The sequence below is a fragment of the Bradyrhizobium barranii subsp. barranii genome, from assembly GCF_017565645.3.
Classification (GTDB): Bacteria; Pseudomonadota; Alphaproteobacteria; order Rhizobiales; family Xanthobacteraceae; genus Bradyrhizobium; species Bradyrhizobium barranii.
This window is the reverse complement of the sequence record NZ_CP086136.1, coordinates 1007039-1021130: the sequence shown is the minus strand read 5'-3', so window position 1 is coordinate 1021130 and position 14092 is coordinate 1007039. Positions and strand designations below refer to the sequence as shown.

Annotated in this window: 18 protein-coding genes; 15 read left to right on the top strand and 3 right to left on the bottom strand. The window is 59.0% G+C overall.

Annotated features, from left to right (window positions below):
* Nucleotides 1–376: 376 nt before the first annotated feature.
* The 9 genes from J4G43_RS05000 to J4G43_RS04965 all read left to right on the top strand — a co-directional run bounded on the left by J4G43_RS05000 (nt 377) and on the right by J4G43_RS04965 (nt 7185).
* Nucleotides 377–1213 carry an ATP-dependent Clp protease proteolytic subunit gene (locus J4G43_RS05000; RefSeq protein ID WP_208084190.1) on the top strand — a complete coding sequence of 279 codons (837 nt, stop codon included), beginning with the start codon at nt 377–379 and terminating at the stop codon, nt 1211–1213.
* Between the two features lie 116 nt (nt 1214–1329).
* On the top strand, nt 1330–1677 hold the full coding sequence (locus J4G43_RS04995) for a phage terminase small subunit P27 family (RefSeq protein ID WP_208084189.1): 348 nt from the start codon (nt 1330–1332) through the stop codon (nt 1675–1677).
* Nucleotides 1634–3451: a terminase large subunit gene (locus J4G43_RS04990; protein WP_225004622.1), complete on the top strand. Its 1818-nt coding sequence runs from the start codon at nt 1634–1636 to the stop codon at nt 3449–3451. The genes J4G43_RS04995 and J4G43_RS04990 overlap by 44 nt, the downstream gene beginning before the upstream one ends.
* A gap of 4 nt (nt 3452–3455) precedes the next feature.
* On the top strand, nt 3456–3848 hold the full coding sequence (locus J4G43_RS04985; RefSeq protein ID WP_208084188.1) for a hypothetical protein: 393 nt from the start codon (nt 3456–3458) through the stop codon (nt 3846–3848).
* A gap of 23 nt (nt 3849–3871) precedes the next feature.
* Nucleotides 3872–4366, top strand: coding sequence for a hypothetical protein (locus tag J4G43_RS04980; protein WP_208084187.1), 495 nt, complete (start codon nt 3872–3874; stop codon nt 4364–4366).
* Nucleotides 4363–4932, top strand: a complete 570-nt coding sequence (locus J4G43_RS04975; protein WP_208084186.1) for a hypothetical protein — start codon at nt 4363–4365, stop codon at nt 4930–4932. The genes J4G43_RS04980 and J4G43_RS04975 overlap by 4 nt, the downstream gene beginning before the upstream one ends.
* Nucleotides 4929–5237 carry a hypothetical protein gene (locus tag J4G43_RS04970; protein WP_208084185.1) on the top strand — a complete coding sequence of 103 codons (309 nt, stop codon included), beginning with the start codon at nt 4929–4931 and terminating at the stop codon, nt 5235–5237. The genes J4G43_RS04975 and J4G43_RS04970 overlap by 4 nt, the downstream gene beginning before the upstream one ends.
* Nucleotides 5237–5440: a cold-shock protein gene (locus tag J4G43_RS55840; RefSeq protein WP_208084184.1), complete on the top strand. Its 204-nt coding sequence runs from the start codon at nt 5237–5239 to the stop codon at nt 5438–5440. The genes J4G43_RS04970 and J4G43_RS55840 overlap by 1 nt, the downstream gene beginning before the upstream one ends.
* A 20-nt stretch (nt 5441–5460) precedes the next feature.
* Entirely contained in the window at nt 5461–7185 is a 1725-nt protein-coding gene (locus J4G43_RS04965) for a hypothetical protein (protein ID WP_208084183.1), read from the top strand.
* Here J4G43_RS04965 and J4G43_RS04960 read toward each other — a convergent pair.
* Nucleotides 7143–8285 carry an acyltransferase family protein gene (locus J4G43_RS04960; protein WP_208084182.1) on the bottom strand — a complete coding sequence of 381 codons (1143 nt, stop codon included), beginning with the start codon at nt 8283–8285 and terminating at the stop codon, nt 7143–7145. The two genes, J4G43_RS04965 and J4G43_RS04960, sit on opposite strands and share 43 nt — an antisense overlap.
* A gap of 33 nt (nt 8286–8318) precedes the next feature.
* Here J4G43_RS04960 and J4G43_RS04955 point away from each other — a divergent pair, with 33 nt between their 5' ends.
* On the top strand, nt 8319–8651 hold the full coding sequence (locus J4G43_RS04955; RefSeq protein WP_208084181.1) for a hypothetical protein: 333 nt from the start codon (nt 8319–8321) through the stop codon (nt 8649–8651).
* A 158-nt stretch (nt 8652–8809) separates the two neighbouring features.
* Here J4G43_RS04955 and J4G43_RS04950 read toward each other — a convergent pair whose 3' ends face one another.
* Together J4G43_RS04950 and J4G43_RS04945 are read right to left on the bottom strand one after the other, a co-directional pair.
* Nucleotides 8810–9340, bottom strand: coding sequence for a YfbU family protein (locus tag J4G43_RS04950; RefSeq protein ID WP_225005651.1), 531 nt, complete (start codon nt 9338–9340; stop codon nt 8810–8812).
* A 186-nt stretch (nt 9341–9526) separates the two neighbouring features.
* The gene (locus J4G43_RS04945; protein ID WP_208084179.1) at nt 9527–10345 is read right to left on the bottom strand and encodes an NYN domain-containing protein; all 819 of its coding nucleotides are present in this window, start codon (nt 10343–10345) and stop codon (nt 9527–9529) included.
* 452 nt (nt 10346–10797) lie between these two features.
* Here J4G43_RS04945 and J4G43_RS04940 point away from each other — a divergent pair, with 452 nt between their 5' ends.
* The 5 genes from J4G43_RS04940 (at nt 10798) to J4G43_RS04920 (ending at nt 13997) form a co-directional block, all read left to right on the top strand.
* The gene (locus J4G43_RS04940; protein ID WP_208084178.1) at nt 10798–11229 is read left to right on the top strand and encodes a hypothetical protein; all 432 of its coding nucleotides are present in this window, start codon (nt 10798–10800) and stop codon (nt 11227–11229) included.
* Complete coding sequence (locus J4G43_RS04935) at nt 11226–11969, top strand: hypothetical protein (RefSeq protein ID WP_208084177.1); 744 nt, start codon at nt 11226–11228, stop codon at nt 11967–11969. The genes J4G43_RS04940 and J4G43_RS04935 overlap by 4 nt, the downstream gene beginning before the upstream one ends.
* Before the next feature lie 296 nt (nt 11970–12265).
* Nucleotides 12266–12484 carry a hypothetical protein gene (locus tag J4G43_RS04930; RefSeq protein ID WP_208084176.1) on the top strand — a complete coding sequence of 73 codons (219 nt, stop codon included), beginning with the start codon at nt 12266–12268 and terminating at the stop codon, nt 12482–12484.
* Nucleotides 12481–12759 carry a hypothetical protein gene (locus J4G43_RS04925; protein WP_208084175.1) on the top strand — a complete coding sequence of 93 codons (279 nt, stop codon included), beginning with the start codon at nt 12481–12483 and terminating at the stop codon, nt 12757–12759. The genes J4G43_RS04930 and J4G43_RS04925 overlap by 4 nt, the downstream gene beginning before the upstream one ends.
* 203 nt (nt 12760–12962) lie before the next feature.
* A complete protein-coding gene (locus tag J4G43_RS04920; protein ID WP_208084174.1) occupies nt 12963–13997 on the top strand; it encodes a site-specific integrase in 1035 nt (344 codons plus the stop codon).
* Nucleotides 13998–14092 lie beyond the last annotated feature (95 nt).

The following is a 14092-nucleotide window of genomic DNA, read 5'->3' as shown; positions in this document are numbered from 1 at the left end:
GCCGCTACTTCGCCCGGTAAACGTTTAGGCGCGTCGTTTCGATCTCCGATATCTCTCGAATCATGCGATCGAAAACCGACAATCGAAGCGATGAAGCACAGGCCTACAGGCCATGGTACGGCTTGGCGCGATGGAAGCGTCTCCGCGCGAAGCAGTTGCAGGTGCATCCGCTCTGCAAATTCTGCTTAGACGCGGAAGTCATCGAGCCTGCGACGATCGTAGACCACGTGGAGCCGCATGGCGGCGATCCCGTGAAGTTTTGGAGCGGGCCGTTCCAGTCTCTTTGCAAGCCGCATCACGACGCCACCAAGCAGGCGGCGGAGAAGCGCGGCCGTCCTCTCGCTAAAGGCGTTGGCGCCGACGGGTGGCCGCTTCAATGAGTGAAGAAATCGCCAAAGGCACGATTGATCTTGCGGCTCTGCAGGCCAGCGGCAAGGCTGTTCGCAAGCAGATCGGCGACGAAGCGTTGATCACCCCTGAGACGCTGGTCCTAGACTTGGTTGGCGATATCGGCGAGCAAGCAGAACTCAGCCTCGCATCGATCAGGGATCGGCTGCTGATTCGGTGCTACAAGCACATTCACCTGAGGATCACGAGTGCTGGCGGTAAAGTCGCCGAGGCCCATCGGATTTATACAGCGCTGAGAGCTCAGCCATTGCCGGTATCGGCGTTTGTTCGCGGCAAATGTGAATCCGCTGCGATCGACGTTCTACTAGCTGCATCGCTGCGTTGCGCGTCATCCGATGCTTGTCTGCTCTTGCATCAGACCAGGCGCGAGCGCGACACCTTGCCTCCCATGGTCACGGCTACGGCTTTGCTCGACGTGTTGAATGGCCTGACCAAGAGCGATGAGGACCTAGTTGACCTGCTTCGGTGGAGGGCGGGAGCAGACCCAGACTGGTCCAGGCAAGAGATGCTTACCGAGGATCCGCTCCATCTTGTCGTGGCGATCGAGATCGGACTGCTTCACCACGTCGACCGCATGACTAGCTTGCCCGATCCAGCGTGGCCATCGTTGGCGCGCTCCGTGTCGGCGTCGGGCATCCATGTGCCACGTCGACTGCTCCGAGACAGCTACCTCGACGCATGCCGCGCTATGGAGGCAATCCAGGGTATGGGGGGGACTGGTCGGTCTCTACAGGGCGCGGCTCCTCCTCCGGCGCGGACGAGTTCTACGCACAGTCGCGAAATTGAAAGGAAAAAAGTGTCTTGAGGGGTAGGAAGCCGAAGCCGACCCATTTGAAACTGGTTACCGGCAACCCTGGTAGGCGGCCGTTGAATGGTCGTGAGCCCAAGGCTGCTAGGTCACGACCTTCTGCGCCGGCTCACATGAGCGCCAAGGCGCGCGAAACTTTCGGCTATGTGACGGGTCTGCTGGACCGCATGGGTGTGCTTGCTGAGGTCGACGCCATGGCTCTCGAGCTACTGGCTGAGGCCTATGCCGACTACCTCGCCGCCTGCGATGAGCTCAAGACGTTTGGCAGCTCCTACTACACGACCGACACCGCCACCGGCGACAAGATGCACCGCGTGCATCCGGCTGTCGCGCAAAAAAACGATGCCGATCGGCGCATCCGCGCTTGGTTGGCCGAATTCGGAATGACACCCAGTTCAAGGTCCAGAGTGAAGGCGAATGGCGAAGAAGCCGACGACCCGACGCAGAAGTACTTCGCCTGATCCGGCGACGGCTTATGCACTCAACATGATCGCCGGTAAGGTGGTCGCGGGGCCGCATGTGCGGGCGGCTTGCGCGCGCCATCTTCGCGATCTGGAGACCTGCGAGACCCGCGGCCTGGTGTGGGATAAGGCAGCCGTGAAGCGCGCGATCGGCTTCTTCCGGGACGTGCTCACAGTTGAAGTTGAGCGGACCGATGATGACGGCCAAATCGTCAGCCAGGCCGTGCCTTTTCTGCTGCATCCGTCTCAGGCATTCATCGTTGGATCCCTGTTCGGTTGGAAGCAGGAAAGCGGCCTCCGACGATTCCGCCGCGCCTATATCGAAGCCGGCAAGGGCAGCGGCAAATCCCCGATGGCCGCCGGCATCGGCCTGTACATGCTCCTATCGCAGAACAAGCTCCGTGCAGAGGTCTACTCTGCGGCAACTGATAAGGACCAGGCGGCGATCCTGTTCCGCGATGTCGTGGCAATGTGGGAGCGCTCGCCGCAGCTCAACAAGCGGCTCGTGCCGTCAGGTGTCAACCCGGTGTGGCAGCTGACCGACGTCTCGAAGTCGTCCTTCTTCAAACCGATATCGACCGACAAGCGCGGCAAGAGTGGTATTCGGCCTTTCTGTGCGTTGGTCGACGAGATCCACGAGCACTTCGACAACTCCGTTATCGAGATGCTCCGCGCCGGCACCAAGGCCAACCAGGACGCATTGATCGTCGAGATCACTAATTCCGGCTTCGATCGCAAATCGGTGTGCTGGCAGGAGCACGAATACTCCATCAAGGTCGCGCACGGAGATGAGGAGAACGACGCCTGGTTCTCCTATGTCTGCGCGCTCGACGAAGGTGACGATCCGTTCGAGGATGAGACTTGCTGGCCAAAGGCAAATCCGACGCTCGGCGCCACCATCAAGCCGCAGTTCATCCGCGAACAGGTGAACGAAGCGAAAGGTATGCCAAGCAAGGAAGCGATGGTTCGGCGCCTGCATTTCTGCGAGTGGACGGAGTCCGAGACGTCGGCCTTCTCGCGCTCCGCGCTGGAGCTCATCTTCGGCGCGGTTGACGCCGATGCTTTGTCCGAAAGCGGACGGCCATGCTACGGCGGCCTCGATCTCAGCCGCGCGAAAGACCTGACCGCGTTCACGCTCACGTGGCTTCTCGATTCGACCAGGGACAAGTGGCGATTTGCCGCCAAAACCTGGTTTTGGACCCCGAAGGATACGCTCCTGGAGCGCGGCAAGATCGATCGCGCGCCATATGCAGGCTGGGTGAAGGATAACTTCATGGAGGCCGTGCCGGGTAAGCGGATCGGCTACGGCTGGGTGGCCGACGCGCTCGGCAGCATTTGCGCGAAATACCAGCCTGTGTCGATCGGGTGCGACCAGTACGGCCTGGAGCAACTCCGCGACCAGTTAACTGAGCGTGGTCTCTCGCTGCCGTGTGTTGTTCACCCGCAAGGCTTCCAGCGTCGCGTCGTCTCTGAGACTGAGAAGGGCAAGACCTCTACCGGCGCGGAAGAGGTTTATCTCTGGATGCCGGACAGCATCAATAAACTGGAAGCGGCCGTCGTCGAGGAGCGGATTGTCATCGAGACCAACCCGGTTCAGCGCATGTGCATGACTGGCGTCATCTATGAGCAAAACAGAACAGGTCACCGGATGTTCGCCAAAGACAAGGCTACGTCACGCATCGATGGCGCGGTTTCGCTCGCGATGTCCGTCGGCATGGCAACACTCGCCGCGACCGAGAAGCCGAAGAAGTATCAAATGTTGTTCATAGGTTAGAACGATGGAAACCTTCCAACTTCGAGCAGAGCTTGGTGAGGCAAACCTCACAGCGCAAGTGCCTTGCGGCAATATCGACGCGATCGTGGAGCGGTGGGGCGATATTCTTCGCCAACAGCCCGACGCGGATCATCGCGACGCGAGCAAAGATTTCGTCATCCAGGCGCTGCGAACCGGCGAACATCACATTGATCCCGCAACCGCTAACGGCGTCGTGGAGGCGTTGCTCTGGATCGTATCAACTGGCGATGCCGCAGAGCAGGCAATGCCTTTAGTCCGAGAGGGTGGTGTCGTGTTGGGTGTCGAGATTACGAACATCAGCGGGGCAACCTACAATTTTCGCACGACGGTGAGGCAGGACGAGCCGGTCCAGATTGTTTTGCCGACGGTGCATTGATGCTGTTTCGCAGGAGATCAAAGATGAATGCCTATGCAGATGTCGCCGCGGTTGCCGCCCATGCCAGGCACCCCGAACTGACTGAGTTGGAGCGTCAGCTTCGCGAAGCAAATGCGGAACTCGACGCCGCTAACAATGAGCTAGCCGGCCACCGTGACAGACTGCAGTTTCGATCGGTCTCCAATCCAATGTCGGACGAACAGCGCTGCGGCGCGCAGCGCCGCGTTGAAGAACTGAATGCTACGATCGGTGCGCTTCGCAAGACGGCCCTTGATCTTCATCGCGGTGTTGAGGCCATCCGACCCGACTCAGTGAAGGCCGTAGCGGAGGCGCTCGAGCCGGCTCGCGCCCTGTACGCGGCTGATATCGCCGCGGCGCGCGAGGCGCTTTATGCGGCAGTTGGCCGGTACAACGCCATCATGACGACTCTCGCGAAAGAAGGATCGCACGATAAGGAATTGCCGCGATCCATTCCGGTATTGGACGCGATCGTGGCGGAGACGGAGCGGGTTCGATGACGCTTGACCCGAACAAATTGTACGAGCCACCGATCATTGCGCTGGATGCGCCAGATCCGCGCGCGGGCTTGGATTGCGTTCCGATGGCGAAAGGCGACTTCGCAAAGTTCAGCAATAGTCTCCTATCGTTTAGCGTCAGCGAGATTATGCAGACTATGCAACTCGTGAAGACAGATACGGAGAGCAACGGGAAGCTGGACACGCAGCTGCGGTATCAGTTTTCGACGCACATGGGCCTTGTGAAGGCAATTGCTGAGCTTGCGACAGAGATACGAACCCTGGTGCTGCTCGGGCGCGATCGACGCCATGATCTTGAAATGCGCTTGCGGGCGCTTGTCGAGGATACCACGAAAGCCTTGAACCGACGCATTGAAGCTCTCGAAGCGCGGCCGGTGTTCGAAGATGCCGGCGTTTGGGCTCAGGATCGCGGCTACAAGCACGGCCACGGTGTCACACACGGCGGATCGTATTTCATCGCTCAGCGGGACACGCAGCCTGGAGAAAAGCCAGGCGATGCGGATAGCGGATTCAGGTTGGCTGTAAAACGGGGGCGTGACGCGCGATGACCGAAACCCAAGCAGCCGCACTTCTGCTGATCCGACAGAGCGATGAAGGTATGGAAATGTTGCGCGAACAGTTGAGTCGCTGCCTTATCAATAGACTCAAAGAGGTTATTGTCGATGCTGCTGCCTCCCGCGCGAAGGCAGGACAATCGCGCGAACAAATTGACGCGTGGCTCGAAGAGATGGCCCCAGCCTGGCAGAAATATCGAGATGATGCCCTTCGTAATATTCAACGTGATCTGTTCAAGTCGGCCGAAGAGATCGTCGATGGCACAATGGCCGAAGCGAAAACTGCAACGGTGCACTGATGGCCAGAGGGAAGATTGTTTCGTGGAATGATGACCGCGGCTTTGGCTTCATCAAACCTGATGACGGTAGCGCTGATTGCTTCGCGCACATCAGGGACATTCGCAATCGCATCATCCCTCGGATTGGCGACATGGTTCTGTACGAAGTGACGCACGACCCGCGAAGCGGAAAGTCGCGCGCTGAAGATGTTCGGTACGTGTAGATAAAGAGGATTGCTCGACCATGAATGCGATACTGTCCGCGCGGGAAATCTGGCGTCTTTATAATACGGACGGAGTTCCGGGCAGCGGTCCCCATCCCGTCAACAAGCGCGATGTGCTTCAATGGGGCTCGATGCTGGAGTCGCTGCTTGCGCAACTCGGTCTCGGCTACGCAACCAAGGCCGCGCTCGACGCCGACCTGGCACACGGTGCTAACACTCTGGCGATGGTCTACGCCGACAGCACGGCGGCCAACAACGGCATCTATGTGAAGTCCGGCACCTCAGGCTCGGGCTCGTGGTCGCGCATCGGCGACTTGCCGGATGCTATTATTCCTCTGACGGTGACCGGCGGTACCGGCAACGCGATCGTGGCCACGGCGCCTTCGACGCCGCTTGCGCCTGGTCGGCATCTCTATCTGCTCGTCCCGACCGCAAACAACACGGGGTCGACGACCATTGCCATCAACGGAACGCCCGCGGTCCCGATCAAGAACGCACTGAACGCCAACCTGGCGAGCGGGTCGCTTATCATGGGTAGCGCCGCGCTCATGTGCTGGGCAACCGACCATTACCAGTTGCTGGTGGCGGTCGGCGCACTAGATGGCGATGCTCTTGTTGCGGATGCCGTGGCTGCCAAGGACGCAGCAGAGGATGCCAGAGATACTGTCCTGGCGGCGGCGTCCTCGACGACGGCCCTCTGGGCATTCCCGACCAAAGCTGCCGCAACGGCCTTCGCAACACCCTCTTATGTGCCGTATCTATATACGGACGGTCGAGTGGCGGCCGGAAAAGGCCGTGGCTACTGGACCCCATGTTCGCCAAATGTGGCGCCTGCACACGGCGAATATATTCTGACCAACGGTCGATATTTTGAACCTTCGCCGGAAGGCGCGATTTTTCTCTCACAATTCGGATCCGACGACACGGGAGCGAGCGACAACAATGCCGCTTTCCAGCGCGGGATGGCGTTTGCCGCCACGAAGGGGCTGTCTGTCTTTGTTCTTGCCCCTGGCCTGTTCAAGCTTTCCACGGCATTGCCCGACATCACGCAGCCGTTTCGGCTGATCGGGGCAGGCCGTGGCATTCTCGGGCCGGGCGTCACGGCGATTAGCCGTGCTTACAATGAGGCCGACGCGTCGCGCGGATGCTTCAATTTTGTTGGTGTTCAAAATATCGGCCTGGAGCATATGACTATCGTCGCGCAGGGTTCGACCGGTGGCTCTGCATTCACGGTGAAATCGACGGCGCTAGTCGTCGCAGGCTATTCGACGTTCGACAGCCTGTATTGCACGGCGGATGCCGGGGCTAATTTTGCTAACACGATTGCGTTCATCGGGGATTTGCACACTGGCGGGACGCGAAGCAACTTCATCAACAACTCACAGATTTTCGGAGGCTCTGCGAATTCCGGTTATTTCAGCAGTTGTATCCATCTGGTGATGACAGGCGGCGGCTTCTTCCAAGCCGGTGGAACCGTCGGTAATGTCACGATCTCGGGCGGCACCGGTGGCGGCGCTGCCGTTCATCCTGCGTCGGAGGACGTTGTTTTGCGCGTCGAGCAGATCGGTGGGCAACTGACGCTTGATCACGCACAATATTGCGTCGTCGATGCAAGCCAAATCGTCGGGGACATCATCAACAATTCGACCGTGAACAATTTCAGAGTTCACGCGCGCTTGCGCGCGGGTCTCGGCTTCGTTTGTCAAACCAATTGGGACACGGGGACTTGCTCCTTCGGCAACTGATGCTTTAGAGCGAGTGCCGGCCGCTCAATGAAGATCCATGAGACCGCGGCGGCGAGAATGGTGGCTGGCAGTAGGATGGCAACACCAACTATTCCACGGAAATCAAATGCCAGCAACAGCATCAGAACAGGCATATGGTGTAGGTATACACCATAGGAGATATCGTAACGGTGCAGATTGATGACTCCTGGCCAGGTGTAGGCGAACGAAAGCACGCATCCGGCGAGGAGGAACGTCAGCGAGGTAGCGAGCGGGCCGGGGTGAAAGTAGGCCGGCCCGTATTGATCGCCAGAGACGAAATGAACGGTTAGATAAATCGCGAACCAAAATAAAAACTTGCCTTCGAAGGCAGCTTGAATCTCGGACCAGAACAGTCGTGCAACTGCTCCGATCGCGAAAATCCAGAAATGCGGAATCGGGCTGGCGAAAAACCAGATGCTGTCTGTTGGGACCATACCATTGAATGCGTAAGAGGCGATGCCGCAGCCTCCAAGGGTGCCTGCCGCGAGCCATCTTCGCGAACGGGCAACCGGCGGGAGCAGCAAGGGCAGTAGCAGGTAGAAGCCGAGCTCTACCGAGATCGTCCAGAGCGCGCCGCCTGGCCAAAACTTAACCGCATCATTCCAGTAAAACGGAAACGAATGTGTGCGATCTGCGAGGATGATCGATCCGGAGGCCAGTATCGCGGTCCAGAATTCCACGGCACCTACTGCGAATAACGTCGGTATTTGAACGACGCCGAAGGCGATGAGCATAGACAGGATGAACAACAGGTTGAACCATAATCCCGGGTAGATCCTCAATGCTCGGTTTCGGAAATAGCGCTTCAGGCTTCCATCGCTCGCTAGCAAGCTGCCCGTCACGAGAAATCCGCTAATGACGAAGAACATCGGAACGCCGGTGGCTAGGGAGACGACCGATATCGAGGCCCACGACGGCAATTTGACCCCAAGGTGACCGATGTGTTGCATGACGACGTCGGCGGCTGCAATCAGTCGCATCAGGTCGAAATTATTCTTGTGAATCATCCCGCCACCGTCCGAGGGCTGGGAACCTAGCCTCCCAACAGTCCAGCAATAGCCTGCGGCGTTGCTCGACATGACCAACTTCTAGCATTCTGAAGGAGTGAGTCGATGGATAAAAAGTTCAAAATTGAGGCGGACTGGTGGGGCAGAGCTTGGACCGACCAGATGGCGGCTTATGTCGACGACGGCAACGCGGAAAGGCTTCAGGAATTTGAGTTGTTCGTCCGCACCCGTCTAGTCGAACTCTCCGAGCAGGAGCATTTTTCGTGGCCTGAGCAGGTTGATTGGTACGAAGCTGCTCGCGACGCCGCGGCGCAAAGCCTGCAAAGCCTTTTGACTGGGCAGAACCCCCTTCGACGCGGGAAGGTTTTCCCACCAGATGAAATCAGCAAGCTGACCAAGCTCCTCCTCGACGGCGAGTGGCGTGGGCGGGCGAGCTGAGTCTCTGAGCGGCGGCGGCCCTCAAGCGCCGGGCCAGCGGCCAGCCGCTGGGGGCTTGCGGGTCATCGCCGGTCGATCGCAATGGATTGGTCAAGAGGGTGCGCGGTGTCAGAGACCGGAGTTTGGCACGATGGGTTTTTCCTCGCCTCGAACGCCGATCAAGCCGAGAAAATCTCGATAATCTGCTTGGAGGTGAGCCGGCCGCTACCCAGCTTTTCGCGCATCGGCAGATAGACGCTTAGCATCTTCCGGTATCGTGGGAGAGACGTCTGCGTGTGCGAATTGGCCGTGGCTCCAGGAAGATCCTTGAATCGCTTCAGTTGTTCAACCAAGTAGCGTGCAACACCAATGTGCTCATCATTGTTGCCGTCAAAGCCGGGAAACTTGTCGAGCCCGTGCGCAGAGTATCCCAATTCGGTCCGCACGTGCTCTTGCTCTGATTGCGGCAGCTCTTTGAAATGAAACATGGTCAGGCTGAACATTTCTAAGATGTCGACCGTCTCCATGACTACGGGAGGATCTTCGTCCGACCGCTCGAATGGAATGCCGGTGAACTCCCAATCGAAACCCCAAAGCTGGTTAGCATATATCGTCTGCTCAACGAACTTGGGATCAATATCCGGCTCGCCCTTCAGGCGCTTCGAGATGTCGGTCAACATTAGAACGATCAGTTTCTCACCATCGGTCATTTTCACAGTAGCGATTCCCCCATTTGGATGGGTCGCATCCTATCGCAACCACTAGGCGCAAGGAAGCGCGCCAAAAGGCGAAGTCGGGGAGAAGTTCGCAATCGCGACCATTGCTCATTCAGGACGCGACAAGGCGCTCGCTAGCTTCTCGGCCGGATTTAAGCTGAGGAGGTGGCGTCCTGGGATTCAGTCGTCGTCGTCTTCTTGAACGATTGCAGAAAGACCGGATTCAGCCATTTCTGGCGTCAACTTTCGCAAGGATCGTCGAATGGGCGTGCGTACGCCATCAGTGTGTTCGAACAACTCGTCGTGCAACCGTTGGCCAAGCGGATCTATAATGACGTCTATGCCTTCTCGTCGCGCGAGTTTTGCGGCCGGAACGAAGTCGCTGTCGCCGATAACGAGCACGATCTGATCTACCAACCTCTTGTAAGACAAGGCCGCGGCGTCGAGACCCAAGCGCATGTCGACGCCCTTCTGTCCGGTATTGAGGATGAAGTGGTCGTCGCTCAATTCATCGTATTTGATGTTACCCTTCAGCAACTCGGTGAGGACGTCGCTTTTGAGGCGCCACTCAGTCGTTGCGAGCAGGTGCCCGAGACGAAGCGCCACCTTCCTCTTTTTACGAAGTTCGTTGTGCAGCGATCTGCGGAAAATAGCTTGATCGGTTTTTGCGAAGTCGACGGCCTTCTTGCTGACAGGCCGATGCATCTTCTTTTCGAGGGGCGGACAGTCATAGAAGAAGATGCGATACAGATCATAGGATTCGAAGACGTCTCGTCCTCGTTCGTCTTTACCCGTCCGTTGATATTTGTGCCGGATAGCGTGCGCATGGATGAGTCGGGCAACGACGGCCGGATCATTGGGATCCACATCAGGGAACTGATGACGTAATCGCTTGAGAAAAAAGCCGCCGTCGACCATCACGGCAACACGGTGGGGATGCATAGACTTTTCCAAAACGGCAAAGCCCCTGGGCTCGGCCTCCCCGAAATATTCGACCATGGTCGATCGGAAGGCGTACTGCCAGGGGCTGTATGCAGTAGGAACTAACCTACCGGTCGTTAACGGTCAACTACTGAGGCCCGTTCCACTGCAGATTAATTTTTAGGTCAGAAGGGCCCAGTTCAAGGGGGGAGCGCTAGATTTTTAACCAAATCAGTGATGGGATGGTCGCGGTGCTAGACACACCCGAAGCCGTTCCTTGCCGGGAATGGGCTTCAACCGCGATAGGCGGGCCGTCGGGCTTGCCGGCCCTATCACCCGCCGAAATAGCGACGCGCCCATTTGCCGTGGGCTGCGACCGGCTCATTATGCCGGGAGTGCCACGGCTATACAATACCCTTCGGGGGAAGGTCGTGTGCGGGCCGCTTCGCGGTGGCCTTGTCTAGCTCCCGGTGCCAGCCCGTCGCTGGCAGCCCGGCCTAGACAGCCGGTTAAACCGCGAGCACCACCCAATGACATTTAACAGACCCATGTTCCCGCCCGTTACGGGCCACTGCCGTGCGTTTGCCTGTAAGGGCGCCTTCGACGCCTCCCACCACGCCAGCGGAGCTCCTGAGCCCGCATGGCAGCGAGCCGTCATCCGTCTCGCCAACGTCGGTGAGCGCGTATGCGAGCGCCTAGGATGGGTTTTGGAGCACAATCAGGACAACGACCCAAACAGCGAGTACGCCGAGAACTGCCGAGAGCTCGTCGAGATGCTGATCGAGTACCTAGACGGCATCGAGGTCGACCCAGACCTCGAGGACGGCGGCTGCGCGGGGCCGTCGCTCCGCTCTCACGAAATCGAGCCGGCCGGGCCGGTTGTCCTTCACCTGCCGAGCCGGGACCGCGTCGCCGGCTACGACGTCGAGGAGCAGTCGGAAGACGAAGGGGTGACCGCATGAGCACCCCTATCGCAATCGGCCGCCGTAGCTTCCTAGGGCGCGCAGCCGCGGTGCTGGCAGGAGCCAGCGCCACAACCCCTGTCATGCTCACCGCCGCCCTGGCGGCTCCTGAGGAGGATCCCTTACTGGTCGACGCCGGCCGGCGCCTGGGTGGCCTGGTCGATGCCTTCGCGGCGGCGCAAGCCAAACTTGCGGAGGCCAAGGCCTTAGCGAGGTCGCTCGTGCCGGACGTGCCGGAGGAGATCGTTTGTTATTCTTCCACCTTTTGGGCCGGATGCTCCTACGAGCTGAGGGACGTCGACGACAGCCCGTTACCAGGAGGTTTCGTCGTCGATAGTGACGGTTATTCGAGAGCGGCGCGGCCGAAAAAGATCATCGACTCGACCTCACTGAAGAACCTCATAAAGGACGGGGTTATCCATTGCGACGGCCGCACCTCGTTCGGGAAGGCGGTGAAGCGAAAGATCGCGTTGGCGGAGCGCTATGAAAGCGATCGCGCTGCGGCCATAGAACGATCGGGATTGCCGGAAGCATATGAGGCGGCTTTCTTCGCCTCTCAGGCAATCGACGACCTTGCTCGCGAGGTTGCAGCAATCGAGCCGAAAACCTCAGCTGGCGTGGCGGTGCTGGCGCGTGTGCTTTGCGCCTATGTCGAGACGGAGGAGTACAGCGGCAACCGGCACCATGGTGCGATGATCTTGGGCAAGCCGCTCGCGGAGGCTGTCGCTCGTCTCGCCTAAACAGAGGGGGGATCCCAGGGACGCACGCTTCGCCCTTGGGCTCCCCTCCAATAATTGACGAATCGGGCAATCCCTGTGGAAAACCTAAAACCCTTTCAAGATCAATCAAGAACGGCTTGCTTTAGTGGCAATCACTTGACAAGGTGCAGACCGTGGGAAGTTCGTCCTGCTGAAGCCCGCCCGGCAGCCGCCGCGGCGGGCGAACTTCTTTTTGGCTCCGGCCATTTCCCCATTCACACCCTGTCTGTCATCAGCCCGCCCGGATTCCGCGCGGGCTTTTTGCGTTGGAGATCTCCATGGACGCCGAATACAACGCCTTGGCCGTCGAGCTTCAAAGCGCCGTACCCGAAGCGAAGCTTCTCGAAGATTTTCCGCTTGTCTTTTCGCAGCACGGCCTGCGCGAGCTGCGCAAAGCCGGTCAGGTCAAATTCGTTCGCGGGCCGCGCGGCGAGATCGTGTATCCGCGTGCGGAGGCGCTGCGCATGGTGCGTGAACGCATGGGAGATGCGGCATGAACGAGAGTCGCGGCACGACACGAGATGTTCTCGCTATCCTGACAGATCGCATCATGGACCTTTGCCTTGAGATCGGCCGCCCCGATCTTGCTGAAGCCGTCTCACTGCTCGAAAAGGTCGCGAGCGGGCTTGGGACTTTGGAAACTGAGCGGGCGAAGATCATCGACCTGCTCGCAGGCGACGATCTGATCGTCCAGGCTGGCGAGGCCATCACATCGTACCAAGACGAAGTCGCGCGGGCATACGCCGAGCGACAGCAGTCGTCGGTGCAGTGAGGCCGCGACATGAAGCACCGATCAATCGGCACCGAGACAGCATGGCCGAGTTTCGCGATGGCTCGCGATTTGGCTGGTAGTGTTTTTCCCGTCAGTGAAGCGGTCATCCTACAGACTGCGCGAAAGAACGGCATCGGCCGAAAAATGGGCCGCGCCATCGTTTTTAGTCCCGAAGATTGCAACCAGCTTTATGAGGCTCTACCGTGCCCCTCGAACTTAAGAGGCGTCCAAAATCACCCAACTGGATCATCCGCGGCACCCTCCGCGGAATCCGTGTTGAAGAAAGCACTGGCACTGGCAACCGAGCCGTCGCCGAAGAGATCCGCGCCAAGCGTGAGGCGGAAATACTCGCCCAATCAGTCTACGGTCGTCGCGCTACCGCAACGTTCGCCGCGGCCGCGCTGAGCTATCTAGAGAACGGCGGATCGAAGCGGTTCACTGCCAAGGTGATCGCGCATTTCGGAACGACGCCGCTTGCTCGCATCGATCAGGACGCGCTCGATCGTGGGGCAAAGAAGCTCTATCCGGAGGCCTCGCCTTCAACACGTAACCGGCAGTTCTACGCGATCGCTTCGGCCATTTTGCATCATGCGGCGAAACGCGGTTGGTGCACACTGCCGATTATCGATCGCCCGGATATTCCAGCGGGCCGGGTTCGGTGGCTCACAATCGATGAAGCGGATCGCCTGATTGCTGCGTGCAGCGACCATCTCAGGCCGCTGGTCATCTTCATGCTCTACACGGGCGCCCGCACTGGTGAGGCCTTGTGGCTGGATTGGCGTGACGTCGAGTTGTCGCGAGCCCATGTCCAGTTTCCGAAAACCAAGAACGGCGAGGCGCGCGGCGTCCCGCTCCACCGAAGGGCAATAGCCGCCCTAGCGAACATCAGCGGCCGATCAGCAGAGGTTTTCCGCCGGCCCGATGGCTTGGCCTACAGCCGCCCTCGGAACGACGCGGACACGTCGGCCGGGACTCGCATCAAGACAGCCTTCAGGGCGGCTTGCCGTCGCGCTGGAATTGTCGATTTCCATCCCCACGACTGCCGTCACACCTGGGCCACATGGCACTACGCCAAGAACAGGGATCTCGGCGCGCTGATGAAGCTCGGTGGATGGAAGAGCGAGCGCATGGTGATGCGATATGCGCACGTAAACGTCGGAGAGCTTCAGCACACGATCGACAACCTCCCTGGGGGAAAATCCGGGGAGACGAAAAAGCGGAAGGCGAAAAAGGCGTGAAAAATAGGCTAAAACTGATGTCGGGCAACGCCCTTGGTAATGGAGAGGTCGACAGTTCAATCCTGTCTGGCAGCACCAGCCATCCTATTGGATGC

What these genes read in the sequence shown, in the direction of transcription:
- J4G43_RS05000 (WP_208084190.1), top strand. Translation starts at nt 377, where the DNA reads ATGAGTGAAGAAATCGCCAAAGGCACGATTGATCTTGCGGCTCTGCAG.
- J4G43_RS04995 (WP_208084189.1), top strand. Translation starts at nt 1,330, where the DNA reads ATGAGCGCCAAGGCGCGCGAAACTTTCGGCTATGTGACGGGTCTGCTG.
- J4G43_RS04990 (WP_225004622.1), top strand. Translation starts at nt 1,634, where the DNA reads ATGGCGAAGAAGCCGACGACCCGACGCAGAAGTACTTCGCCTGATCCG.
- J4G43_RS04985 (WP_208084188.1), top strand. Translation starts at nt 3,456, where the DNA reads ATGGAAACCTTCCAACTTCGAGCAGAGCTTGGTGAGGCAAACCTCACA.
- J4G43_RS04980 (WP_208084187.1), top strand. Translation starts at nt 3,872, where the DNA reads ATGAATGCCTATGCAGATGTCGCCGCGGTTGCCGCCCATGCCAGGCAC.
- J4G43_RS04975 (WP_208084186.1), top strand. Translation starts at nt 4,363, where the DNA reads ATGACGCTTGACCCGAACAAATTGTACGAGCCACCGATCATTGCGCTG.
- J4G43_RS04970 (WP_208084185.1), top strand. Translation starts at nt 4,929, where the DNA reads ATGACCGAAACCCAAGCAGCCGCACTTCTGCTGATCCGACAGAGCGAT.
- J4G43_RS55840 (WP_208084184.1), top strand. Translation starts at nt 5,237, where the DNA reads ATGGCCAGAGGGAAGATTGTTTCGTGGAATGATGACCGCGGCTTTGGC.
- J4G43_RS04965 (WP_208084183.1), top strand. Translation starts at nt 5,461, where the DNA reads ATGAATGCGATACTGTCCGCGCGGGAAATCTGGCGTCTTTATAATACG.
- J4G43_RS04960 (WP_208084182.1), bottom strand. Translation starts at nt 8,285, where the DNA reads ATGTCGAGCAACGCCGCAGGCTATTGCTGGACTGTTGGGAGGCTAGGT.
- J4G43_RS04955 (WP_208084181.1), top strand. Translation starts at nt 8,319, where the DNA reads ATGGATAAAAAGTTCAAAATTGAGGCGGACTGGTGGGGCAGAGCTTGG.
- J4G43_RS04950 (WP_225005651.1), bottom strand. Translation starts at nt 9,340, where the DNA reads ATGACCGATGGTGAGAAACTGATCGTTCTAATGTTGACCGACATCTCG.
- J4G43_RS04945 (WP_208084179.1), bottom strand. Translation starts at nt 10,345, where the DNA reads ATGGTCGAATATTTCGGGGAGGCCGAGCCCAGGGGCTTTGCCGTTTTG.
- J4G43_RS04940 (WP_208084178.1), top strand. Translation starts at nt 10,798, where the DNA reads ATGACATTTAACAGACCCATGTTCCCGCCCGTTACGGGCCACTGCCGT.
- J4G43_RS04935 (WP_208084177.1), top strand. Translation starts at nt 11,226, where the DNA reads ATGAGCACCCCTATCGCAATCGGCCGCCGTAGCTTCCTAGGGCGCGCA.
- J4G43_RS04930 (WP_208084176.1), top strand. Translation starts at nt 12,266, where the DNA reads ATGGACGCCGAATACAACGCCTTGGCCGTCGAGCTTCAAAGCGCCGTA.
- J4G43_RS04925 (WP_208084175.1), top strand. Translation starts at nt 12,481, where the DNA reads ATGAACGAGAGTCGCGGCACGACACGAGATGTTCTCGCTATCCTGACA.